We start from the raw sequence: 19,724 nt of genomic DNA on the forward strand, positions 1-19,724 counted from the left end.
TCCCGTCCCGAACGAGGCGCGCCGGATCAGCCGATCGCCGCTGCGCGCCGCCACAGGTCGATCACGGAGGCATCCCCCGTCACCTGCAGCTTTTCGTACGCGCCCCGGTTCCAGAGGGTGAGGTAGAGCTCCTCGGCGCTGCCGCTCACCGTGCAGTCCGCATCGCCCGGCGCGGGCCGCTCGACGACCGGGGGATCAGCCGAGATGCGCGCGAGCCAGTCGTCCCGCTCGGCGTCGGTGTCCGTCGTGCGCACGCGGAGCGTCCTGGGCGTCTCGCTGCGGACCCGGCTCTTCGGCCGGACGTGGAAACCCGCGAGCAACTCGTCGACCCCGTCGGCCGCGAACCCCGGGTCCATCGGGGACGGAGCCCGGCCCAGGGCCAGTTCCGCGTCGACCCGGTGGATCGCCGTCTCGTGCGCCTGGCGCCGCGCCCAGAAGGCCCGCGGGGAGGGGGCCTTGAGGAAGTACCAGCACTCCAGGTCGGCGGGTGCGGCATCGAGGGCCGCGACCAGCCGCTCGTGGCCCTCGCGGAACCAGGGGAGCAGCGAGGGCTCGTCCGTCGGGGCCTTCGCCTCGATGGGTTCCGGCTGCCGGCGTCCCTCCGCCACGTAACGGGTCGCCCAGCGGTGTACGGCCCCTTGGTGGCGGACCAGTTCGCGCACTCGCCAGCCCGGGCACGACGGCACCTCGGTGTCGAGCCCGGCCGCTTCAGCGGCGTCGGCGAGCAGCACGCCGTCGCGTCGCAGTGCCTCGGTGAACTCGGCTGTCTCCATGGGGCGATTGTCGCAGCCGCCACCGACAGCCGGGCCGCAGCCGCTCAGGCGCGTGGCGACGCCGGCGGCGGGCCCGCGTGACCAGGCCAGGCGCCGCCGAGGCAGGCCGAGCCCCCCGGGCCACGAGGCGGCATCGGACGGGCGTGTCAGACTCCGGCGGCAGCCGGCGCGTGCCGGGTCGTGTGCGCGACCACGGCGGCCACCGCCGCCAGCGCCGCGACCGTGGTCAGCGCGACCGGCAGCCCGAAGCCGTCGGCGAGGAAGCCGATGGTGGGCGGCCCGAGCAGGAAGCCCGCGTACCCCAGGGTGGAGGCGGTGGCCACACCGCCGGGGCCGCCGAGGGCACCGGCCCGGCCGATGGCCACCGGGAAGACGTTGGCGAGCCCGAGTCCGGTGAGCGCGAAGCCGGTCAGGACGAGCCAGACCGCCGGACCGAACGCCCCCAGCAGCATTCCGGCGCATGCCGTCAGTCCGCCCAGCACCACCGCCCGGGTCGGGCCGAGCCGCAGCAGGAGGGCGGTGCCGGAGAGCCGTCCGACGGTCATCGCGAGGGCGACGGCGGCATATCCCGCGGCCGCGAGGGCCGGACCGGTGTGCAGGTCCTCCTGCAGATGGAGCGGACCCCACTCGGCGAGCGCCCCCTCGCCGTAGGCGGTGCACAGGGCGATCAGCCCGAAGACGGCGACCATCCGCCGGGCATCGCCGGGACGTACGGTGCCGTGTGCGCCCTCCGCGGTGACGGCCTGCGGATCCGCGGCATCCGTGTGCTCCACGGGACGGGGGATCGCGTGCCGGAGCAGGAGCCGCCCGAGCAGCGCGGTGGCCACGAGTCCGAACACGGCGACGCCGACGAGGTGCTGGGCCGGCGTCAGCCATGCGGCCAGCGGTCCGCCGACACCCGCCCCGACCAGTCCGCCCAGACTGTACGCCGCGTGGAAACCGGGCATGATGGGGCGCCGCAGTGCGGCCACCAGGTCGACGGCGACGGTGTTCATCGCGACGTTCATGCCGCCGAAGCCCACGCCGAGCAGGAGCAGCACGAGACCCAGGGTGACGGGGGCGTGGGTGAACGCGGGAAGTGCGACGCTCAGTGACAGGACGGCGCCGGTGCCGACGGTCACCCGCCGGGCCCCGAAGCGCCGGCAGAGCCGCCCGCCGGGGATCATGGTGACGACCGCTCCCGCCGACACACCGAGCAGCGCGAGACCGAGCGCCCCCGCCGAGGCGCCGACCTGCTCCTTGACGGCGGGGATGCGAACGACCCAGCCGGCGAAGACGAATCCGTCGAGGGCGAAGAAGGCGGTCAGGGCGACACGGAGGCTGCGCAGAGGGAACGGTGGACTTGCGCGATCTTGCCCGGCGAGTACGCTCCGTATTTTGTTTAGGCTCGGCACAAAGTGAGAATAGGACTGTGACCCAGACTCGGACAAGGTTGGAGCGGGGCCGCGGTGCCCTCGGTCCCGCGCTCGCGCTCGTGCACACCGGGCGCGCGCCCACCCGCGCCGTGCTCACGGCCGAACTCGGTGTGACGCGGGCGACCGCGGGGGCCGTGGCCGCCGAGTTGGAGGCGCTGCGCCTGATCCGTGTCGACACGCGGCCGGGCGGACCCGCCGGGGCGCAGGGCCGGCCCTCGCACCGACTCGCCGTCAACCCCGAGGGGCCCGTCGTCCTCGCCGCGCAGATCCACGCCGACGGATTCCGTGCCGCCCTGGTCGGACTAGGCGGCCACATCCTCGCGTCCAAGCCGGTCGCCATGACGGTGCCCGCCGATCCCGCCCGGGTCCTCGGCGCCGTGGTCGAGGCCGGCGCGGAGTTGCTGAGCGCCGCCGGCCGGGCGTGCGCGGGCGCCGGCCTCGCCGTGCCGTCCGCCGTCGCCGAGCCGGAGGGCGCCGCGCTCAACCCCCTGCACCTCGCGTGGCCCGCGGGCGCACCGGTGCTGGACATCTTCCGCGAGCAGATCGGGCGGTCCGGCATCATCTCCCCCAACGGGGCGCCGCCGCCGTGCTTCGTCGGCAACGACGTCAACGTCGCCGCGCTCGCCGAGCACCGGCACGGCGCCGGACAGGGAGCCGAACACCTGCTGGTCGTCGCCACCGGCCACCGCGGCGTGGGCGGTGCCCTCGTCCTGAACGGCAAGCTCCACACCGGCAGTGCGGGACTCGCCCTCGAGGTCGGTCACCTCACCGTCAACCCCGAGGGGCGTCCCTGCCATTGCGGCAGCCGCGGCTGCCTCGACGTCGAGGTGGACCCCCTCGCCTTCCTGGAGGCCGCCGGCCGCATCCCCGGCCCCGAGGGCTCGCTGCCCGACCAGTGCCGTGCCCTGCTCCGTGAGGAGTACGACGACCCCGCCGTGCGCAGCGCCGCCGACCGCCTCGTCGACCACCTCGGCCAGGGACTCGCGGGACTGGTCAACGTCCTCAACCCCGACCGGATCCTGCTCGGCGGCCTGCACCGCTGGCTGCTCGACGCGGACCCGGAGCGACTGCGCGCCGTCGTCGCCGAACGCAGTCTGTGGGGACGCAGCGGCGGCGTCCCGCTGCTCGCCTGCGCCCTGGACCACAACAGCCTCGTCGGAGCCGCCGAACTGGCCTGGCAGCCGGTGCTGGACGACCCGCTCACGGCGCTCGGCGCCTAGCATCCATGGCAGGCCACCGGCGGGCCGTCAGAACAGCGGCTCCGGGGGCTCGGTGGGCGGCGGCAGTGCCTTGGCGGGGGGCGCCGGCATGCCCGGCACCGACGAGGTCAGCGGCCATCCCGGCACCAGGCGCGAGTCGAGCAGCAGGACACCGCCGGCCGGTCCGGCGATGCGGAGGTAGACGTCGCCACCGGCCACGGCCACAACGGTGCCGCCCAGGGCCGTCCCCGGAGCGAGCCCGGTCACCGCGGCGGTCGCCCGCGGTGCGTCGGGCTCCAGGCCGAACACCGCCGCATGGTCGACGGGTTGGAACGCGGTGGCCGCCAGGGTGTCCCGCCAGTCGGGGACCGCGGCCGCCGCCTCGTGCAGCGCCCGCAGCTCGGCCTCCCGCGCTTCCGCGGGCGGCAGCGCGGCGCGGGCGGCACGCTTCGCGGACGTCGACACCCGGTCCGGGATGCCCAGCGCCGTCCCGAGGACCGACTCGGCGCGACGCGCGGCCATCAGCGGGCCCCGGCCGAGGAACGTGAAGCAGATCGCCGCCTGTTCGAGCAGCCGTGCGCTGCCCCGCTCGGCCGCAGTGATGCCGACCTTGCCCAGACCCGGGCCGAACCAGGCCAGGTACACCGCGAAGGGCCGCGGGTCGTCCAGCCGCGTGTCCGCCGCCACGGAACGGGAGCGATCCAGCGCCGCGCACTGCTCGCACTGGTCACGGCGCGCCTGCGCGGGAAGCTCCGCGGCCCGCGGGCACGGAGTCCAGCGCCCCGAACGCCACACGCCCGTGCACCGCCGTACCGCGCCCGGCTGCACGGCGAGCGCCAGCGGGTCGCCGAGGCGCACGGGACTGCGCCGGTCGCCGAGGCGGGGGTGCCACCAGGTCCACACCGGGCCCCCGGACACCCATCGCAGACCTGTGCATCGCCACATGATCCGCATGCTAGGCGCAGGCACCGACAGCGGCCGTACTCCCCGGGTGGTACCCGAGGTGCCGCTGGCCGTACGACGACCGGCGGTCCCGCGCGGACCAGTCTCGTGATGTCGGGAAACACGGCATCACCAAGGAGACGCATCGCAATGGACGCCACCGCACTGACCTCGCTCGCGGACCACTGGGACGGGGGACCCGGCCCCTGGATCCTGTTCTTCCCCCTGATCTGGGCCGCCGTCATCGCGGGCGTCGCTTTCCTGCTGCGCCGCACCATGTGGCGCCGGGGCCCGGGCCGCGGCCCCTGGCACGCCCGCGCGGCGATCGGCGAGCACTCGCCGATCGCCGTGCTGGGCCGCCGCTTCGCCGCGGGCGAGATCGACGAGGACGAGTATTGGCGCCGGCTGTCCGTCCTGGACGAGCAGTTCGGCCGCTTCTCCAAGGGCGGGGAGCGATGACCGCCGCCCGCGTCGTCGACGCCGTCAAGACCTATGGGACGGGCGACGCCCGAGTGCGCGCCCTGGACGGGGTCACGGTGGGCTTCCCCGCCGGACGGTTCACCGCGATCATGGGCCCCTCCGGATCTGGGAAGTCCACGCTCATGCACTGTGCCGCCGGGCTGGACACCCTCACCTCCGGGACCGCCTGGATCGGCGACACCGAGTTGGGCGCGCTCGGAGACCGGCAGTTGACGCTGCTGCGCCGGCAGCGGGTCGGCTTCGTCTTCCAGTCCTTCAACCTGCTGCCGACTCTGACCGTGGCGGAGAACATCACCCTGCCCCAGGACCTGGCCGGTACGGGGACGGACCGCGAGTGGGTGGACGCCCTGATCGACGTCGTGGGCCTGGGCGACCGGTTGCGGCACCGCCCGAGCGAGCTCTCCGGGGGCCAGCAGCAGCGCGTGGCGGTGGCCCGGGCGCTCGCGGGGCGGCCCGAGGTCGTCTTTGCCGACGAGCCCACCGGCAACCTCGACTCGCGGTCCGGCGATGGGGTGCTGCGTCTGCTGGGACGGGCCGTCCACGACATGGGCCGCACCGTCGTCATGGTCACCCACGACCCGGTCGCCGCCGCCCACGCCGACGAGGTCGTCTTCCTCGCCGACGGACGCCAGGTGGACACGATGCCCGACCCGACCGCGGACAAGGTCCTCGACCGCATGAAGGCCTTCGACACCGCCCGCGACGCGGGACGCGGCACCGCACCACGGGAGCGGGTGACGTCTTGAGCGCGCCGACCGGACCGGCCCGCGCGTCGCTGCGGCTGAGCATGTCCTCCCTGAGGGCCCACAAGCGGCGGTTCGCCGGCACCTTCCTGGCGGTCTTCCTGGGTGTCGCCTTCCTGGCCGGCACCATGGTGATGGGTGACACCCTGCGCGCCAGTTTCGACACACTCTTCGCAAGTGCCAACAGCGGCACCGACGTCGTCGTCCGCAGCGCCGACGTCGTCACCGTCCCCGGGGAGGGACAGGGCACCCGCGAACCCGTGGACACCGCGCTCGTGAAGCGGCTGAGCTCCGTGCCCGGAGTGGCGGCCGTCGCGCCCGCCATCGAGGGCGCCGGTCAGCTCGTCGGCCGGGACGGCGAGCCCGTCGGCGGCCAGGGTCCGCCCACTCTCGCCGGGAACTGGATCGACGACGCAGGGCTCAACCCGTACGCCCTCGCCGAGGGCCGCGCCCCCAGGGCCTCCGGCGAGGCCGTGGTGAACCGCGCCGCGGCCGAGAAGGGCGGGCTGGGCATCGGGGACACCACTGTGCTGCGCACCCCCGATCCGCTGCGCGTGACCATCGTGGGGCTGGTCACCTTCGGCGGCGAGGACGGCATGGGCCAGTCGACCTTCACCGGCCTCACCCGCGCCGACGCCGAGCGCCGGCTGATGCCGGGTCCCGGCCGGGCGTCCACGATCAAGGTGCGCGCGGATCCCGGCGTCGGCCAGGAGGAACTGGCGAGGCGTGTCGCGGGCGTGGTGCCCCACGGCGTCGAGGCGGTCACCGGGCAGCAGGCCACGGACGAGAACCTCGACCAGGTCTCGGGGCGGTTCCTGTCGCTGTTCACGACCCTGCTGACGGTGTTCGCAGGGATCGCCCTGCTGGTGGCGACCTTCAGCATCCACAACACCTTCGCGATCGTCGTCGCCCAGCGCACCCGGGAGAACGCCCTGTTGAGGGCGCTCGGCGCGTCCCGGCGCCAGGTGCTGGGCTCGACCCTCGCCGAAGCCGTGGCCGTGGGGCTGGTCGCCTCGGCCGCCGGGCTCCTCGGCGGGATCGGCATCGCGGCCGGGCTCCAGGCGCTGTTCCCGGCTGTCGGATTCCCCTTCCCGGAGGGTGGACTGGTCGTCGGCGCCACCGCGATGGCCGTACCGCTCGGCGTCGGCCTGCTGGTGTGCACGGGTTCGGCCGTGCTGCCCGCCGTCCGGGCCGGCCGGACGGCGCCCCTCGCCGCGCTGCGAGAGACCGCGGTCGACCACTCCGGTGCGTCGCGCGGACGGGCGCTGCTGGGGGCGGCACTGGCGGCAACCGGTGCCGCGACGACCGCGGCGGGTGCGGCGGGCACCCCCCAGGTGTGGCTCACCTCCGCGGGAGCCGCTCTCGTCGTCGTCGCGTTCGTCGTCCTGGGGCCGGTCGCCTCGTCGTACGCGGTACGCGTCCTCGGCGCACCACTGGCGCGGCTGCGCGGTGTCACCGGGGCGCTGGCCCGGCGCAACGCGTTGCGCAGCCCGAAGCGCACCGCGGCCACCGCCACCGCGCTGATGATCGGCGTGGCCGTGGTGTCGCTCTTCACGGTCTTCGGCGCCTCGCTGAAGGCCACCATGGACCGGACCGTGGACCGCTCGTTCGCCGGCGACGTCGCCGTGACGGCCTCGGGGTTCGGCGCCGGTGCGGGCGGTCTCAGCCCGAAGCTCGCGCCCGCCGTGGGGAGGCTGCCCGAGGTGGCGACGGCGGTCGGGCTCGGCAAGGGCGTCGCCGAAGTCGACGGCGGCGGGCGGCAGTTGACGGTCACCGACCCCGTCGCCCTGACCCGGGTGCTCGATCTCGGAGCCGTCGACGGATCGCTGAGCGGCCTCGGCCGGGACGGCATCGCCGTCTCCCGTCAGGAAGCGGACAAGCACCACTGGGGGCCGGGCAGCACCATGGTGCTGGCCTTCGCCGACGGCACCCGCAGGTCCTTCACCGTGCGCGCCGTCTACCGGGAGGCCGGCCTCGGCGGCGACTACATCGTCACCCGTACCGCCTGGGCACCGCACAAGGTGCAGGATTCCGACACCCTCGTCGCCGTCGCCTTCAAGGACGGCGTCGCGCCGGACGACGGACGGGCAGCCGTCGAAGAGGTCGCCCGCGGATACGGCGACCCCGAGGTGCAGACCCGCGAGGAGTACGCGGAATCCGCCGCCTCGGGCGTGGACATCATGCTGACGCTGGTCTATGCGCTGCTCGCGCTGGCCGTCCTCATCGCGCTGCTGGGCATCGCCAACACACTCACCCTCGCGATGCACGAACGCACCCGCGAACTGGGGCTGCTGCGGGCGGTCGGGCAGACCAGGAGTCAGTTGCGGGCCATGGTCCGCTGGGAGTCCGTCCTGGTGGCCGCCTTCGGCACGGCCGGCGGCCTGGCGCTCGGGGCGTTCCTCGGCTGGGCGCTGGTCAAGGCCTCTGACTCCGCGGGCACGAGTGCCTTCGCGGTGCCGCCCGGCCGGCTCGCGGTCGTGCTGCTGGTCGGGCTCGTCGCCGGGGTCCTGGCCGGATGGCGCCCGGCCCGGCGCGCGGCGCGTCTGGACGTACTGAGGGCCATCGCCGCGGAATGAATCCGCCGACGACGGCCCGGAGGGCCACGGCCGCCGTGCCCCTCGAGGGGTGCGGCGGCCGCGCGTCAGACCAGAACCGGTTCGGCCGCTGCCGGGACCAGACGATCGAGCACCGGCGGCCAGGCCTCCGGCGTCTCGGGGAGCACGGGCAGCGTCCGCGGGGCGACCTTGCGGACCACGGCCGCCGACACCTGCTCGGTCATCGCCCTGGGCGAGACGGTGGCCTCGGCCCGGAGCGTGAACCATACGACCTTGCCACCGTCGTTGAGGGTCTCGGTGCCCCAGCAGTCGCTCATCGACACGACCATGGCGAGGCCGCGGCCGCAGGTGGCCAGGGGCTCGAACTCGCGGACCCGCGGCAGGCGCGGATCGTTGTCCGAGACGGCGACGGTGAGCCAGCCGGAGGCGAAGCTCAGCTCGACGGAACAGCGCTTGTCCGGCCGGGCGTGCCGGTGGACGTTGCCGAGCAGTTCGGTGATACCCAGCAGAGTGGGGTCGGTCAGGGGGTCCAGCCGCCAGTACCGCAGCTGAGCGGCGACGATACGGCGTACCTGCTGGATCCGGGACGGCAGTGCCTCAAGTTCCAGAGCACACTGCCGCTTACTGCCTTCTGAGCTGATCACGGCTGCGACTCCCTCCGCGGTGGAGGGCGCGCCCCTGTGACCGGGGCATGCCCCGCCCGCATGGAATGGGAACACCTTTGCGGGATTGCTGTGAGTGACTGCTGCAGTGACTCCGTGACGCCACTCAAGGATCACCCCGATGGATGCTTACCGCAACTCCGTGAACGCGGAGAGTGCCGTTCCGTTCGCGTCAACGACGCGCGACCCGCTCCCGGGCGGTTCGCAGGGCGTCCAGGAAGCGGCCCGCCGAAGCCGTGCCCTGCTTGCGCAGGGTCAGGAAGTAGCCCGTGCCGTTGAGCCGGGTCAGGGTGCGGCGCCGCACCGCGAAACGCGGGGTCAGGGCGTGGACGTCCTCCACCGGCGCACTGTCGATCTCCCGCCCGCGGCTGGTGAGCAGCACCAGGCGGCCGTCCTGGATCACGACCTGCCCGCCCCGGGTGAGCGACCTCAGCCGCCGTCCGATCCGTACCCCTGTGGCGCTGAACTCCGCTTCGGCCACGGCGCATCCCCTCCTTCGTCCGGTCGCAGTCTGCCCGCTCCGGAGGGCGCCGCACCAGCGTCTGCCTATGATCGGGACACAGGCGCGAAGGGAAGGCGGCGCAGGTGAGCGGCAACGGGAAGGGTGACCGCGCGGACCGTGAGAGGACGACGGAGGCCATGTCCACCGTCGACGTGGACCGGACCGACCCGGACTACCGAAGATGGCTCAAAGAGGCCGTACGGAAGGTCCAGGCGGACGCCAACCGCTCCGCCGACACCCATCTGTTGCGCTTCCCGCTCCCCGATGCCTGGGGCATCGACCTCTATCTGAAGGACGAGTCGACCCACCCGACCGGGAGCCTCAAGCACCGCCTCGCCCGCTCGCTCTTCCTCTACGGCCTGTGCAACGGCTGGATTCGGCCGGACAAGCCGGTCATCGAGGCCTCCAGCGGCTCGACCGCGGTGTCCGAGGCGTACTTCGCCGCCCTGATCGGCGTGCCGTTCATCGCCGTCATCCCGCGCACCACCAGCTGGGAGAAGCAGCGGCTGATCGAGTTCCACGGCGGCCGGTGCCACCTGGTGGACGACCCGCGGACGGTCTACGAGGTGTCCGCCCGCCTCGCGGAGGAGAGCGGCGGCCACTACATGGACCAGTTCACCTACGCCGAGCGCGCCACCGACTGGCGCGGCAACAACAACATCGCCGAGTCGATCTACCAGCAGCTGCGCCTGGAGCGGAACCCCTGCCCGGCGTGGATCGTGGCGACCGCCGGCACCGGCGGCACATCGGCCACGATCGCCCGCTACGTCCACTACATGCAGTACGACACCCTGGTGTGCGTCGCGGACCCGGAGAACTCGGTGTTCTTCGACGGCTGGGTGAGCGGCGACGACGCCGTGTGCTGCGAACGGGGTTCACGGATCGAGGGCATCGGCCGACCCAGGGTGGAGCCGAGTTTCGTGCCCGGTGCCATCGACCGGATGATGAAGGTGCCGGACGCGGCCTCCGTGGCGGCGGTACGCGCCCTGGAGGCGGCCATCGGGCGCAAGGCCGGCGGGTCGACGGGGACCGGACTGTGGAGCGCGTTCAAGATCGTCTCGGAGATGGCCGCGGCGGGCCGCACGGGCAGTGTCGTCACCTTGCTGTGCGATCCCGGCGACCGGTACCTGGACAAGTACTATTCCGATGCCTGGGTTGCCGAACAGGGCCTGGACATCGGGCCGTACGCCGTGACCATCGACGCCTTCCTGGCGACGGCGGCCTGGCCGGACTGACCCGGTCCGTCCGTTCCGTTCTGTTACGCCGTGGTCACCCGAGGTCCGCCGGAGTACCGCCTTCCCTTCTCCGGGCGCTCTTAGCGTCCCGATATGACGATCTCTCAAGTGGCGCCTCCGGCGGTCGCGCCGACGCCTCCCGCGCCCGGTGCGTCCGCACCGTCGGCGCCCCGGGCGCCGGTGCCGCCCGTCCGGGCCCGGCGCCGGCGCATGCCGCCTCCGGCGCGGCTGGTCGTCCAGGCGACCGCCGCACTCGTCGCCGTCCTCGCCCTGTGCCTCGCCGTGGTCGTCGGGGCCGTCGCCGTCCGGTCGGACGCGGAGCGGCTGCGCGGCACGTCCGCGCACCGCGCCGCCGTCGCCGCCGAACTCGGCTTCGCCCTCGCGGACCTGGACGCCCAGCGCGCCAACCAGCTGGTGCCCGGGCACGCGGCCGACGACCCCGAGGTGTCGGTCGGCAACCGGCTCCTCGCGCTCATCACCGCGCAGCAGCGCCGTGCCCAGGCCAGCGACCTCCTGCGGCAGCTCGGCGGCGACGAGGCCCACGCCGCGCAGGTGCGCGGCATCCTCGACCTGCTCGGGCGTTACGACGACGCCGGCGGCCGTGCCGCCTACGTCGACGAACAGCACCACGAGCGGGCCGCGGGCCACCCCCCGGCGGTCGCCGTCGCCTTCTCCGCGGAGGCGGGCGACATCATGCGCAGCCATCTGCTGCCCAAGGTCGCGACGCTGGCGAACGCCTACGACGCGCAGGCCGTCGCGGCCTCACGCGCCGCGCGGGACGCCGCCATGGGCTCGGCCGTGGCCGTCGGCGTCCTCGGCCTGGCCGCCGTCGCCGTACTCCTGTGGTGGCAGCGCGACCTGGCGCGCCGTTACCGTCGCGTGCTCAACCCGGCGCTGGCCGCCGCGACGGCCGTGGCGATCGGTGTCACCCTGGCCGGGGTGGCCTCCTTCACCGGCGCCGCCGCCGACCTCGACGCCGGTACCCGGGACGGACTGCGCCCCTGGTCGCGGCTCGCGCAGGCCCGCGCCGTCGCCGCGGAGGCCGCCGCCACACAGAGCCGGTGGCTCGTCAACGGCGCCGAGCCGCAGCAGCGCGCCGAACTCGACTCGCTGAACCGGCGGCTGGAGGGACTGCTCGTGCCCGGGGGCTGGGCCTCGGCGGACGAGCGCCCCGCGTACGCCGACGTCAACGAGCGCTACGGGCACTTCCGCGCGGACGACCGCAAGCTCGTGGAGCTGATGGCCGGCAAGCGGATCGACGAGGCGGCCGTGGTGCTCACGGACGTCGGCCGCGGTGAGGTGGGCTTCGACTTCTGGGACTTCGCGACCACCCTGGACGCCCTCGCCCGGGACGAGCAGGCCGACTTCGTCTCGCGCACGGACGCCGCGCGCTCCGGGCTCGACGGCTGGCCCGCCGTTCCCGCGGGTCTCCTCGGCATCGCGGCGGTACTCGTGTTCGTGGGGGTGCGGCCGCGGCTCGCGGAATACCGCTGAGGCGCCGATCGCGGGCGCGGCGGGGCCGACGGGACTTGTGGGGAACCTGTGTTCGGTTATAGAAAGTCCTGTCAGCCCGCCCTTGTGAGAGAGCCTCCGGTGACCACCTCCCCGCCGTCCCCCGACGACGTCCCCTCCATTCCCGACGACGTCTGGGACCGTTTCGTACAGGACTCCGAGGCGGAGATCCGCGCGTCCGCGCCCAAGGAACCCTCCGCGCGCGCCCGTATGGTCACCGAGCGGCTGCGGCAGCAGGACGAGGAGGCGGCGCGCCGGGGCAAGCGCTGGGGGCGCGGCAACCCGCCGCCCGCGCGGCCGGAGGGCTGGCGCACCGGCCCCGCGGTCTACGGGGTCGAGGAACGCGGCCACCGGCGCCGCCGTTGGCTCGGGCTGATCGGTGTCCTCGCCGCCGTCGGGGTGCTGCTGTTCGCCCTGAACCCGGGCTGGGCGCTGGACTCGATGCGCGGCAGCGACGGCAGCGCGGCCCCGGACTCCACGCCGCTCCCCATGGAGACGGCGGAGCCGACGAGCGCCCCTTCGAAGGAGCCGTTCCCCGACACGCCCACGCTCCAGGACCCGTTCGCCGGCTCTCCGGCGAAGCAGTACGCCGACGGCGCCGCGGGGATCGTCCCGCCGAAGGCGCGGTCGGCCGGCTGGATGACGTCGGCGCAGGTGACGGCGGCCCTGAAGAACGTCAAGGCGTACCTGGTCGACACCAACCTCGACCCCGCGACGCTTCGGGGCGAACGGCCGGACGCCGCTTTGGGGATGCTCGATCCGAGCCAGCGCGAGACGCGCACCCGGTTCGAGACGGCTTTCCGCGAGCCGACCGAGAAGAACGACCCGCTGCGGCTCGCGGTGCGCTTCAAGCCCTCCGAAGTCGCCCTGGCGGGAGACGTGGTCAAGGCCCGCGGCCGGATGACCTTCACGAAGGGCAAGGACCGCGCCGTCGTCGTCCACGCCGACTACACCTTCGTGTACCCCGTGGTGAAGGCGGGGTCCGGATCCACCGAGGTCGCCCGGACGATCATCCGCCGCATTCTGGACGTGGAGTTCCCCGACCCGTCCCGCTACCGGGTCACCCCCGGCAAGTTCGCGGTCACCCGGTACGACGACGACATCGCCAACTCGGCCTGTTCCGTCCACGACGGCTGGCTCCACCCGCGGTTCGCCTCCGACGCCCCGCAGGGTGGCGACGCCGATCGGTCGGGGCCCACCGTGGACCCCTACGACCGCAGCAGGGACCTCGCGGCCGAGCGGACCGGGTCCGGGGACTGTGGCACCGTCTCCCGCACCTGAGGCCCCCGGACGCGCTCAGGAGGCCAGTCGGCGGTCCAGCGAGCGGACCGCGGAGCGGAAGGACAGGCCCAGGCCCGGCCGGGACATGAGCAGGAGGGCGCGCAGGGCCGGCGGGCCGTCGGCGGCGAAGGTCCAGCGCACACGGGTGCCGCCGGCCGCGGTGGGGGAGAGCGCCCACTCCTCCAGCAGGGCGCGCAGGCCGGGGGCGTTGGTCGCGTCGACGCGATAGGCGAAGCGTCGCGGGGGTTCGTCGGCGAGGACCGTCTCCTCGAAGCGTATTCCTCCGCGCAGCCCGACCGTGCGGCCCTTTACGGTCGGCACGGCGGCCGTGACGGCGTCGAACCAGGCCGTCCAGCCCTTGGTGTCCTTGGCGAGAGCGGTGTGGACGGCGTCGGGCGGCGCCGCCGCGTCGGCGGCGAAGACGAGGCGGAGCGGCGCTGAGACGAGGAAGTCCAGGTCCACCTGGCGTGTGGGGCGCAGTCGGCGCGTCATGCGCCGTACGTTAGTTGATGAGTCGTCAGTTGTCTGCGGTGTCCTCGGCCGTGCCGGTGCCCGGCTCGGGGTCCCCCGGCTCGCCGGCGACGACGAGGTCCGACAGGTGCTCGGCGATCTCCGCCCGGAGCACCTCGGGGATGCCCGCGTCCGTGACGAGGGTGTCCACGTCCTCCAGCGTGGCGAAGGAGCTCAGGCCCACGGTGCCCCACTTGGTGTGGTCGGCGATCACGACCACCCGGCGGGCGGAGCGGACGAAGCGCCGGTTGGTCTCCGCCTCGGCCAGGTTGGGGGTGGACAGGCCCGCCTCGACCGAGATCCCGTGGACGCCGAGGAAGAGCAGGTCGAAGTGGAGCGAGCCGATCGCCCGGTCCGCGACGGGGCCGACCAGGGAGTCCGAGGGGGTGCGCACACCGCCGGTGAGGACGACGGTCGCGGCGCCCTCGCGGCCTGCGGCCGCGCCGCGGGCCGCGGAGTGGAAGACGTCGGCGACCCGTACGGAGTTGGTGACCACGGTGAGGCCGGGCACGTCGAGCAGGTGGTGGGCGAGCGCGTACGTCGTCGTGCCGCCGGTGAGCGCGATGGCGCTGCCGGGGGTGACCAGCCGCGCGGCGGCGCGGGCGATGGCCTCCTTGGCCCCGGGTTCGAGGCCCGCCTTCGCCTCGAAGCCCGGCTCGTGGCTGCTGGCCGGCGCGACCGGCACGGCGCCGCCGTGGACCTTCTCGACCACGCCCTGACGGGCGAGCGCGTCGAGGTCGCGGCGGACGGTCATGTCCGAGACGTTCAGCCTCCGGGTCAGCTCGTTGACCCGGACCCCGCCGCGCCGCCGGACCTCGTCCAGGATCAGCGCACGTCGCTGCTCCGCGAGCAGGTTCTGGTTGTCGCTCACCCGAGGTCCCGTCCCATCCTCTGATGTGATCCCGATGCTGCCCGGACCGGCAGTCCGGCCATCCTTCCACGACCTCCCCCGCGGGACGGGGGGTGAAGGGCGCGGGGTGACCGGTCCCACACGCACCGCGTGTGACACGTTCGGGTGGCATTCGTGAACACCTCTGTCCAGTACTGGTACGTGTGCCCGATTCTGAATACGCGCGACGCCGTACGCGCGCCACGGGGAAAGTACGGGAGGCGATCGCGATGCGGTCGGATACGGTACGGACGGAGCTGTCGCTCGAGCTGCTGGTCCACGGCGTCGGCGGGACGACACCGCAGACGATGCTCAACGACCCGCGCATCTCGCGCGTCTGCGGTGACGACACCGCCGGGATCTACCGGCGTGCCGCCGACGTCGATGCGGAACGCCGCTCGCAGGAGTACGGCGAGGGCCCGGTGCCCGACGCCTACTCCTGGTGCAATCTGACGTCCGGGGACGCCAGTCGCGCGCTCTGGCTGCTCCTGCTCCCCTTCATGGTGGCCAATCTGGCGCACTGGATGCGGCCGCCGGTCTCCCGGCCGGGCATGGACCGGGCGTACGACGTGCTGGTGCGGCTGCTGGCGCTGTCCCTGACGGTGCTGCTGGTGGCCGCGGCCTGCGAGGTCGCGATGGACCTGGTGGCCTGGCAGTGCGCGGGCAACGCCGCCTGCGCGGGCGGCAAGAGCCGGCTCTCCTTCCTCGCCGCCGGCGAGCCGGGGCGCCGGATCGCCGCAGGGGCCGCGCTGCCCGCCGGGCTGACCCTGCTGCTGTGGTGGCTCTCCCGGCGCACCTGGTACGCCTACGAGTCCCAGCGGCCCCTGCCCGGCCAGCATCCCGACGAGCGCGAGGGGCCGGACGTCACACCGCTGGCGCGGCGCGGCTTCTGGTACGGACGGCGGCTGGTGGCCCGGCTCCGCGCGGCCCACACGGCGGCCGGGCTGCTCACGGTGGCGGTCGCGCTGGTCGTCCCCCCGCTGGAGCGGGACATGGACGTGGGCGGGATCCGGATACTCACCGCCGTCGGCTGGCTGCTGACGGGCGCCCTGGCCGGGTTGACGGTCGCGGTGGTCGCCGTGACCTGCGGCATGGGACGCAGCGAGCACGCGCCGGACGAGGCCCTGGATCCACGGCTGGCCCGGGTGATGCTCGGCGGGACGGCCGCCGCGCTGCTGGCCGCGGCCGGATACGCCTGCTGGCACCGGCCGGGCTGGAGCGCCGTCGGGCGGCTGCCGTCCGGGGAGGCCTTCGGCTGGCTCGCCCTCACCCAGGGGCTGTTGCTCGTGGCGCTCGTGTGCGTCGCCCATCTGATGCACCGCTCAGGCGGCGGCCGGGCGGAGTTGCGCGGTCTGGGCGGACCGGCCGTGGGCCTGCTCGCGTGCTCCCTCGGCGGGGTGCTCACCGGAGGGATCGCCCAGCGGGTCGCGGACTGGCTCGACCGCGGTGCCACGCCCGGCAGCGGGGGCGGCCTCGTCCCCGGGCCGCCCGTGCTGCTGTCCTGGCAGGCCTCGGCGATCCCGGTACTGCTGCTGGTGCTGGCCGTGGTGGTCGTCGTGCGCGGCAGGCGGCTGCTGCGCCGGACCCGGGCCCTGGTGCCGAAGGTGGAGGCCGACTACCCGGGCGAGGAGCACGAGCCCGCGCGCAGCCGCCAGATCGCCATGGCCCGGGCCAGGGCAGAACTCACCGACCAGGCCGCCCTGTTCATCGGGGTCGTCGGGATCGTGGCGTTTCTGCTGGGCGCGGGGGCGCTCGCCGGCGCCTGGCTGAGCGGTGCCGTCCCCGGGCGCGCCGGGGCGGGCGCGCCCGGATGGGTGCGCACGGTCGCGGAGACCGCCCAGAGCCTCGGTTCCTGGCTGGTGGGCGCCGGCGTGGTCGCCCTGATCGCGCTCGGCCGCAGGGCCTACCGCGACGCCGGGGCGCGCCGCACCGTGGGCATCCTCTGGGACGTGGGCACCTTCTGGCCCCGTGCCGCGCACCCCTTCGCCCCGCCCTGCTACGCCGAGCGCGCCGTGCCCGACCTCACCTGGCGCATGACGACCTGGACACGGGCGCACCGCGGCCGGATCATCCTCTCCGGGCACTCCCAGGGGAGCGTCCTGGCCGCGGCGGCGGTCTGGCAGCTGGATCCGGCGACCCGGGCGAGGATCGCCCTGCTCACCTACGGTTCTCCGCTGGGACGGCTGTACGGGCGGTGGTTCCCGGCCTACTTCGGGCCCCCCGCCCTGACCTCGCTCCACGGTGAGCTGCACGCCTGGCGCAATCTGTGGCGCCGTACGGATCCCATCGGCGGCCCGGTCCACCTCGACGAGCCCGGGCCACCGGTCGACCGCGCGCCGCTGCCCGATCCCGCGGCGTACGGGCGGACGGAGGAACACCCGCTGCCCGCGCCCCTGCTGACCCACTTCGACTACCAGGCCGATCCGGCCTTCGCCGCCGAGCGCGGCGCGCTGCTCGGCTGGCTCCACCGGAACACGGAGGGGACGCTGCCCGTGCAGGGTCAGGGCAGCGAGGGGAGGTCCTCGGGGTAGAGCAGTTGCAGCTCCTCATGGCTGGGCTCGCTGATCCGGGCGAGCCGGCCCGCGTGGCGCTCGACCATGGCCTCGAAGGTCTGCCGGGCGGTGCGGCCGTTGCCGAAGGCCGGGCCCTTGGGGATCGCGGTGAAGTACTTGTACAGCGCCTCGCCGGTGTCCTCGGAGAGCTGGTACTCGTGCTCCTCGGCCTGGGCCCGCACGATCCGCAGCAGTTCGACCGGGGTGTAGTCGTCGAAGGTGATGGTCCGCGAGAAGCGGGAGGCGACACCGGGGTTGGCGGACAGGAAGTGCTCCATCTCCGCCGTGTAGCCGGCGACGATCACCACGACGGCGTCGCGGTGGTCCTCCATCAGCTTCACCAGGGTGTCGATCGCCTCCCGCCCGAAGTCCCGGCCGGAGTCCTCGGGGGCGAGGGCGTACGCCTCGTCGATGAACAGGACCCCGCCCCGCGCACGTTCGAAGGCCTCCTGGGTGCGGATGGCCGTCGAGCCGATGTGCTCGCCCACCAGGTCGACGCGGGCCACCTCCACCAGGTGGCCGCGCTCCAGCACGCCCAGGGCGGCCAGGATCTCGCCGTAGAGCCGGGCGACGGTCGTCTTGCCGGTGCCGGGGGAGCCGGTGAAGACCAGGTGGCGGCGCGGGGAGGGGGCCTTGAGCCCGGCCTCGCGGCGTCTGCGGCCCACCGCGATCAGGTCGATCAGGGAGCGCACCTCCCGCTTGACGTTCTCCAGGCCCACCAGCGCGTCGAGTTCGGCCAGGACTTCGTCCGAGGGCCGGGTGTCCCCGGCCGGGGACGGGGCGGGCACGGCCGCCGCCTCGGCGGCGCCGGTCGGTGCCACGGGCAGCCCGCCGAGCAGCCCGAACGACGCGGCCGCGGGCTGCCGTTCGCCCGCCGGAGCGGGCACACCCGACGATTCGGGCACGGTGCGGCGCTCACCGCTCTGATCCCCGGTGCAGTCCTCCGTCACCGGGCCCGGCTCGGCGAACTCGTAACCGCCGCGTGCACAGCGCTCCGTGCGGCAGCGGGTGAGCGTGGAGCGGCACCCGTCGATGATGTGGAAGCCGTAGCCCCGGCTGCCCGTGACCCGGCAGCCGGTGAAGGTCCCGCGGCCCCCCGCGGAGACGTAGAACCCGGCCTCGGCCGGGTTGGTGACGACACAGCGCTCCAACGTGGGGTCGGCGCCCTTCGTCACGATGACACCGGTCGCCGTGTCGTCGATGGTGCAGGCCGACAGGGTGCCGCCGCTGCCGTGGTCGCGGAACCAGGCGCCGGTGGAGGCCTCGCGGATACGGCAGTCGTCGAGCTGCACGGTGGCGCCGTCGCTGACGGAGACCGCGGTGTTGCGGACCTGGGAGATGTCGCTGTCGACGACGTCGGCGCGCGAGCCCCGGTCGAGCACGAACAGGGCGTCGGGCACGTCGTGCACGCGGCAGGAGTCGAGGACGACGGCCGCGCCGTCGCTGACCCAGACCGCCGGGTAGTCGCCCTGGTTGTCGTGGATCTCGCACTGGTTGGCGTCCACCCGGGTGCCCGGGTCCCAGACGGACAGCCCGTTGCGGCCGAAGCGCCGCACCGTGGTGCGGGTGAGGGTGAGGACCGCGCGGGAGCGCAGGTCGACGGCGTTCTCGGGCACGTCGTGGATGTCGCAGTCGGAGAGGGTCAGGACCGCGTCGGTGTCCAGGGTGATGCCGTCGCCGGTGGTGCGGTGCACCTGGCACTCGGTGAGGTGTCCGGCGGCGCGCGAGGCGACCTGTACACCGGTGCCCTTGACCTCGTACACCTCGCAGCCGACCGCCTCGGCCACGGTGCCCTCCCCGGTGAGGGAGATTCCCGCGCCGGAGGCGTTGCGGACCCGGCATCGTTCCAGCCGCGGGGAGGCGCCGCCGCGCACCGAGATGCCGGTCTGACCGGCGGCCACCACCTCGCATTCCTCGAACAGGCCGCCCGCGGCCTCCAGGACGCTGATCCCGAGCCCGGCCGGGTTGTCCACGGTGCAGCGGCGCACGGTCGGCCGCGCCCCGTCACGGACCTCTATGCCCACCGCGGAACGGGTGCTGACCCGCAGTCCGGTGAGTTCGGGCGTGGCGCCCTCGACGAGCAGGGCGGCGGCGGAGGTGTCCTGCCCCTCGACGGAGAGGTCCTGGACCGTGGCAGCGGCCCGGACGGTCAGTGCGACACCGGCCGGCGGGGCGATCCGCACGGAGCCCGGCCCCTCGGCCGCGCGGAGTGTTATGACCTTCTCCACGACGAGGTTCTCCCGGTAGGTCCCGGGGTTGACCGAGAGCACGTCGCCTTCGGCGGCCGCATCCAGGGCCGCGGCGAGGCTCTCGTACTCTCCCGTGCGGCGGCGCCACCGCGAGCTGCTGGTGTGCGTCACCTGAACCACGCCCTGTGCCATGGAGATGCTCTGCCCCGTCCTCTTGCACTGCGCCGACCTGGGGGCCTCCACGGTAGCGCGCGCCGGGCGCGCGCCAGCACCCAGATGCTGATG

General features: G+C 74.1%; 16 protein-coding genes. 8 read left to right on the top strand and 8 right to left on the bottom strand.

Features of this window, described 5'->3' with window-relative positions; translation table 11 throughout:
* Positions 1-26: 26 nt before the first annotated feature.
* Positions 27-773 carry a maleylpyruvate isomerase family mycothiol-dependent enzyme gene (locus OIE69_RS32580; protein WP_326577835.1) on the bottom strand — a complete coding sequence of 249 codons (747 nt, stop codon included), beginning with the start codon at positions 771-773 and terminating at the stop codon, positions 27-29.
* 146 nt (positions 774-919) lie between these two features.
* Positions 920-2,167: an MFS transporter gene (locus tag OIE69_RS32585; RefSeq protein WP_326577836.1), complete on the bottom strand. Its 1,248-nt coding sequence runs from the start codon at positions 2,165-2,167 to the stop codon at positions 920-922.
* A 17-nt stretch (positions 2,168-2,184) separates the two neighbouring features.
* Here OIE69_RS32585 and OIE69_RS32590 point away from each other — a divergent pair, with 17 nt between their 5' ends.
* A complete protein-coding gene (locus OIE69_RS32590) occupies positions 2,185-3,408 on the top strand; it encodes an ROK family protein (protein ID WP_326577837.1) in 1,224 nt (407 codons plus the stop codon).
* A 27-nt stretch (positions 3,409-3,435) separates the two neighbouring features.
* Here OIE69_RS32590 and OIE69_RS32595 read toward each other — a convergent pair whose 3' ends face one another.
* Positions 3,436-4,332 carry a DUF2797 domain-containing protein gene (locus OIE69_RS32595; RefSeq protein ID WP_326577838.1) on the bottom strand — a complete coding sequence of 299 codons (897 nt, stop codon included), beginning with the start codon at positions 4,330-4,332 and terminating at the stop codon, positions 3,436-3,438.
* 147 nt (positions 4,333-4,479) lie between these two features.
* Between OIE69_RS32595 and OIE69_RS32600 the strand changes: the two genes are divergently transcribed.
* Genes OIE69_RS32600 through OIE69_RS32610 form a run of 3 tightly spaced genes read left to right on the top strand, consistent with a single transcriptional unit; the run spans position 4,480 to position 8,128 of the window.
* Entirely contained in the window at positions 4,480-4,788 is a 309-nt protein-coding gene (locus OIE69_RS32600; protein ID WP_392567597.1) for an SHOCT domain-containing protein, read from the top strand.
* Positions 4,785-5,555 carry an ABC transporter ATP-binding protein gene (locus tag OIE69_RS32605; RefSeq protein WP_326577839.1) on the top strand — a complete coding sequence of 257 codons (771 nt, stop codon included), beginning with the start codon at positions 4,785-4,787 and terminating at the stop codon, positions 5,553-5,555. Before OIE69_RS32600 ends, OIE69_RS32605 begins: the two co-directional genes overlap by 4 nt.
* A gap of 41 nt (positions 5,556-5,596) precedes the next feature.
* The gene (locus tag OIE69_RS32610) at positions 5,597-8,128 is read left to right on the top strand and encodes an ABC transporter permease (RefSeq protein WP_326581490.1); all 2,532 of its coding nucleotides are present in this window, start codon (positions 5,597-5,599) and stop codon (positions 8,126-8,128) included.
* Between the two features lie 65 nt (positions 8,129-8,193).
* On the opposite strand, the gene OIE69_RS32615 is transcribed toward OIE69_RS32610, so the two are convergent.
* Together OIE69_RS32615 and OIE69_RS32620 are read right to left on the bottom strand one after the other, a co-directional pair.
* On the bottom strand, positions 8,194-8,751 hold the full coding sequence (locus OIE69_RS32615; protein ID WP_326577840.1) for an ATP-binding protein: 558 nt from the start codon (positions 8,749-8,751) through the stop codon (positions 8,194-8,196).
* Between the two features lie 190 nt (positions 8,752-8,941).
* Positions 8,942-9,250, bottom strand: a complete 309-nt coding sequence (locus OIE69_RS32620) for a hypothetical protein (protein ID WP_326577841.1) — start codon at positions 9,248-9,250, stop codon at positions 8,942-8,944.
* A gap of 158 nt (positions 9,251-9,408) precedes the next feature.
* Between OIE69_RS32620 and OIE69_RS32625 the strand changes: the two genes are divergently transcribed.
* From OIE69_RS32625 to OIE69_RS32635, 3 genes are all read left to right on the top strand, one after another.
* A complete protein-coding gene (locus OIE69_RS32625; RefSeq protein ID WP_326577842.1) occupies positions 9,409-10,506 on the top strand; it encodes a PLP-dependent cysteine synthase family protein in 1,098 nt (365 codons plus the stop codon).
* Positions 10,507-10,599: 93 nt separating this feature from the next.
* On the top strand, positions 10,600-12,000 hold the full coding sequence (locus tag OIE69_RS32630; RefSeq protein WP_326577843.1) for a hypothetical protein: 1,401 nt from the start codon (positions 10,600-10,602) through the stop codon (positions 11,998-12,000).
* Positions 12,001-12,099: 99 nt separating this feature from the next.
* Positions 12,100-13,299 carry a hypothetical protein gene (locus OIE69_RS32635; RefSeq protein WP_326577844.1) on the top strand — a complete coding sequence of 400 codons (1,200 nt, stop codon included), beginning with the start codon at positions 12,100-12,102 and terminating at the stop codon, positions 13,297-13,299.
* A 15-nt stretch (positions 13,300-13,314) separates the two neighbouring features.
* Here OIE69_RS32635 and OIE69_RS32640 read toward each other — a convergent pair whose 3' ends face one another.
* Positions 13,315-13,791, bottom strand: coding sequence for an SRPBCC family protein (locus OIE69_RS32640; RefSeq protein WP_326577845.1), 477 nt, complete (start codon positions 13,789-13,791; stop codon positions 13,315-13,317).
* Between the two features lie 25 nt (positions 13,792-13,816).
* Positions 13,817-14,680: a DeoR/GlpR family DNA-binding transcription regulator gene (locus OIE69_RS32645; RefSeq protein WP_326577846.1), complete on the bottom strand. Its 864-nt coding sequence runs from the start codon at positions 14,678-14,680 to the stop codon at positions 13,817-13,819.
* A gap of 248 nt (positions 14,681-14,928) precedes the next feature.
* Here OIE69_RS32645 and OIE69_RS32650 point away from each other — a divergent pair, with 248 nt between their 5' ends.
* Positions 14,929-17,229: a hypothetical protein gene (locus tag OIE69_RS32650; RefSeq protein WP_326577847.1), complete on the top strand. Its 2,301-nt coding sequence runs from the start codon at positions 14,929-14,931 to the stop codon at positions 17,227-17,229.
* Here OIE69_RS32650 and OIE69_RS32655 read toward each other — a convergent pair.
* Entirely contained in the window at positions 17,199-19,631 is a 2,433-nt protein-coding gene (locus tag OIE69_RS32655; RefSeq protein ID WP_326577848.1) for a right-handed parallel beta-helix repeat-containing protein, read from the bottom strand. The two genes, OIE69_RS32650 and OIE69_RS32655, sit on opposite strands and share 31 nt — an antisense overlap.
* Positions 19,632-19,724: the final 93 nt, after the last annotated feature.

It is taken from the genome of Actinacidiphila glaucinigra (genome assembly GCF_035918135.1).
Taxonomy (GTDB): Bacteria; Actinomycetota; Actinomycetes; order Streptomycetales; family Streptomycetaceae; genus Actinacidiphila; species Actinacidiphila glaucinigra.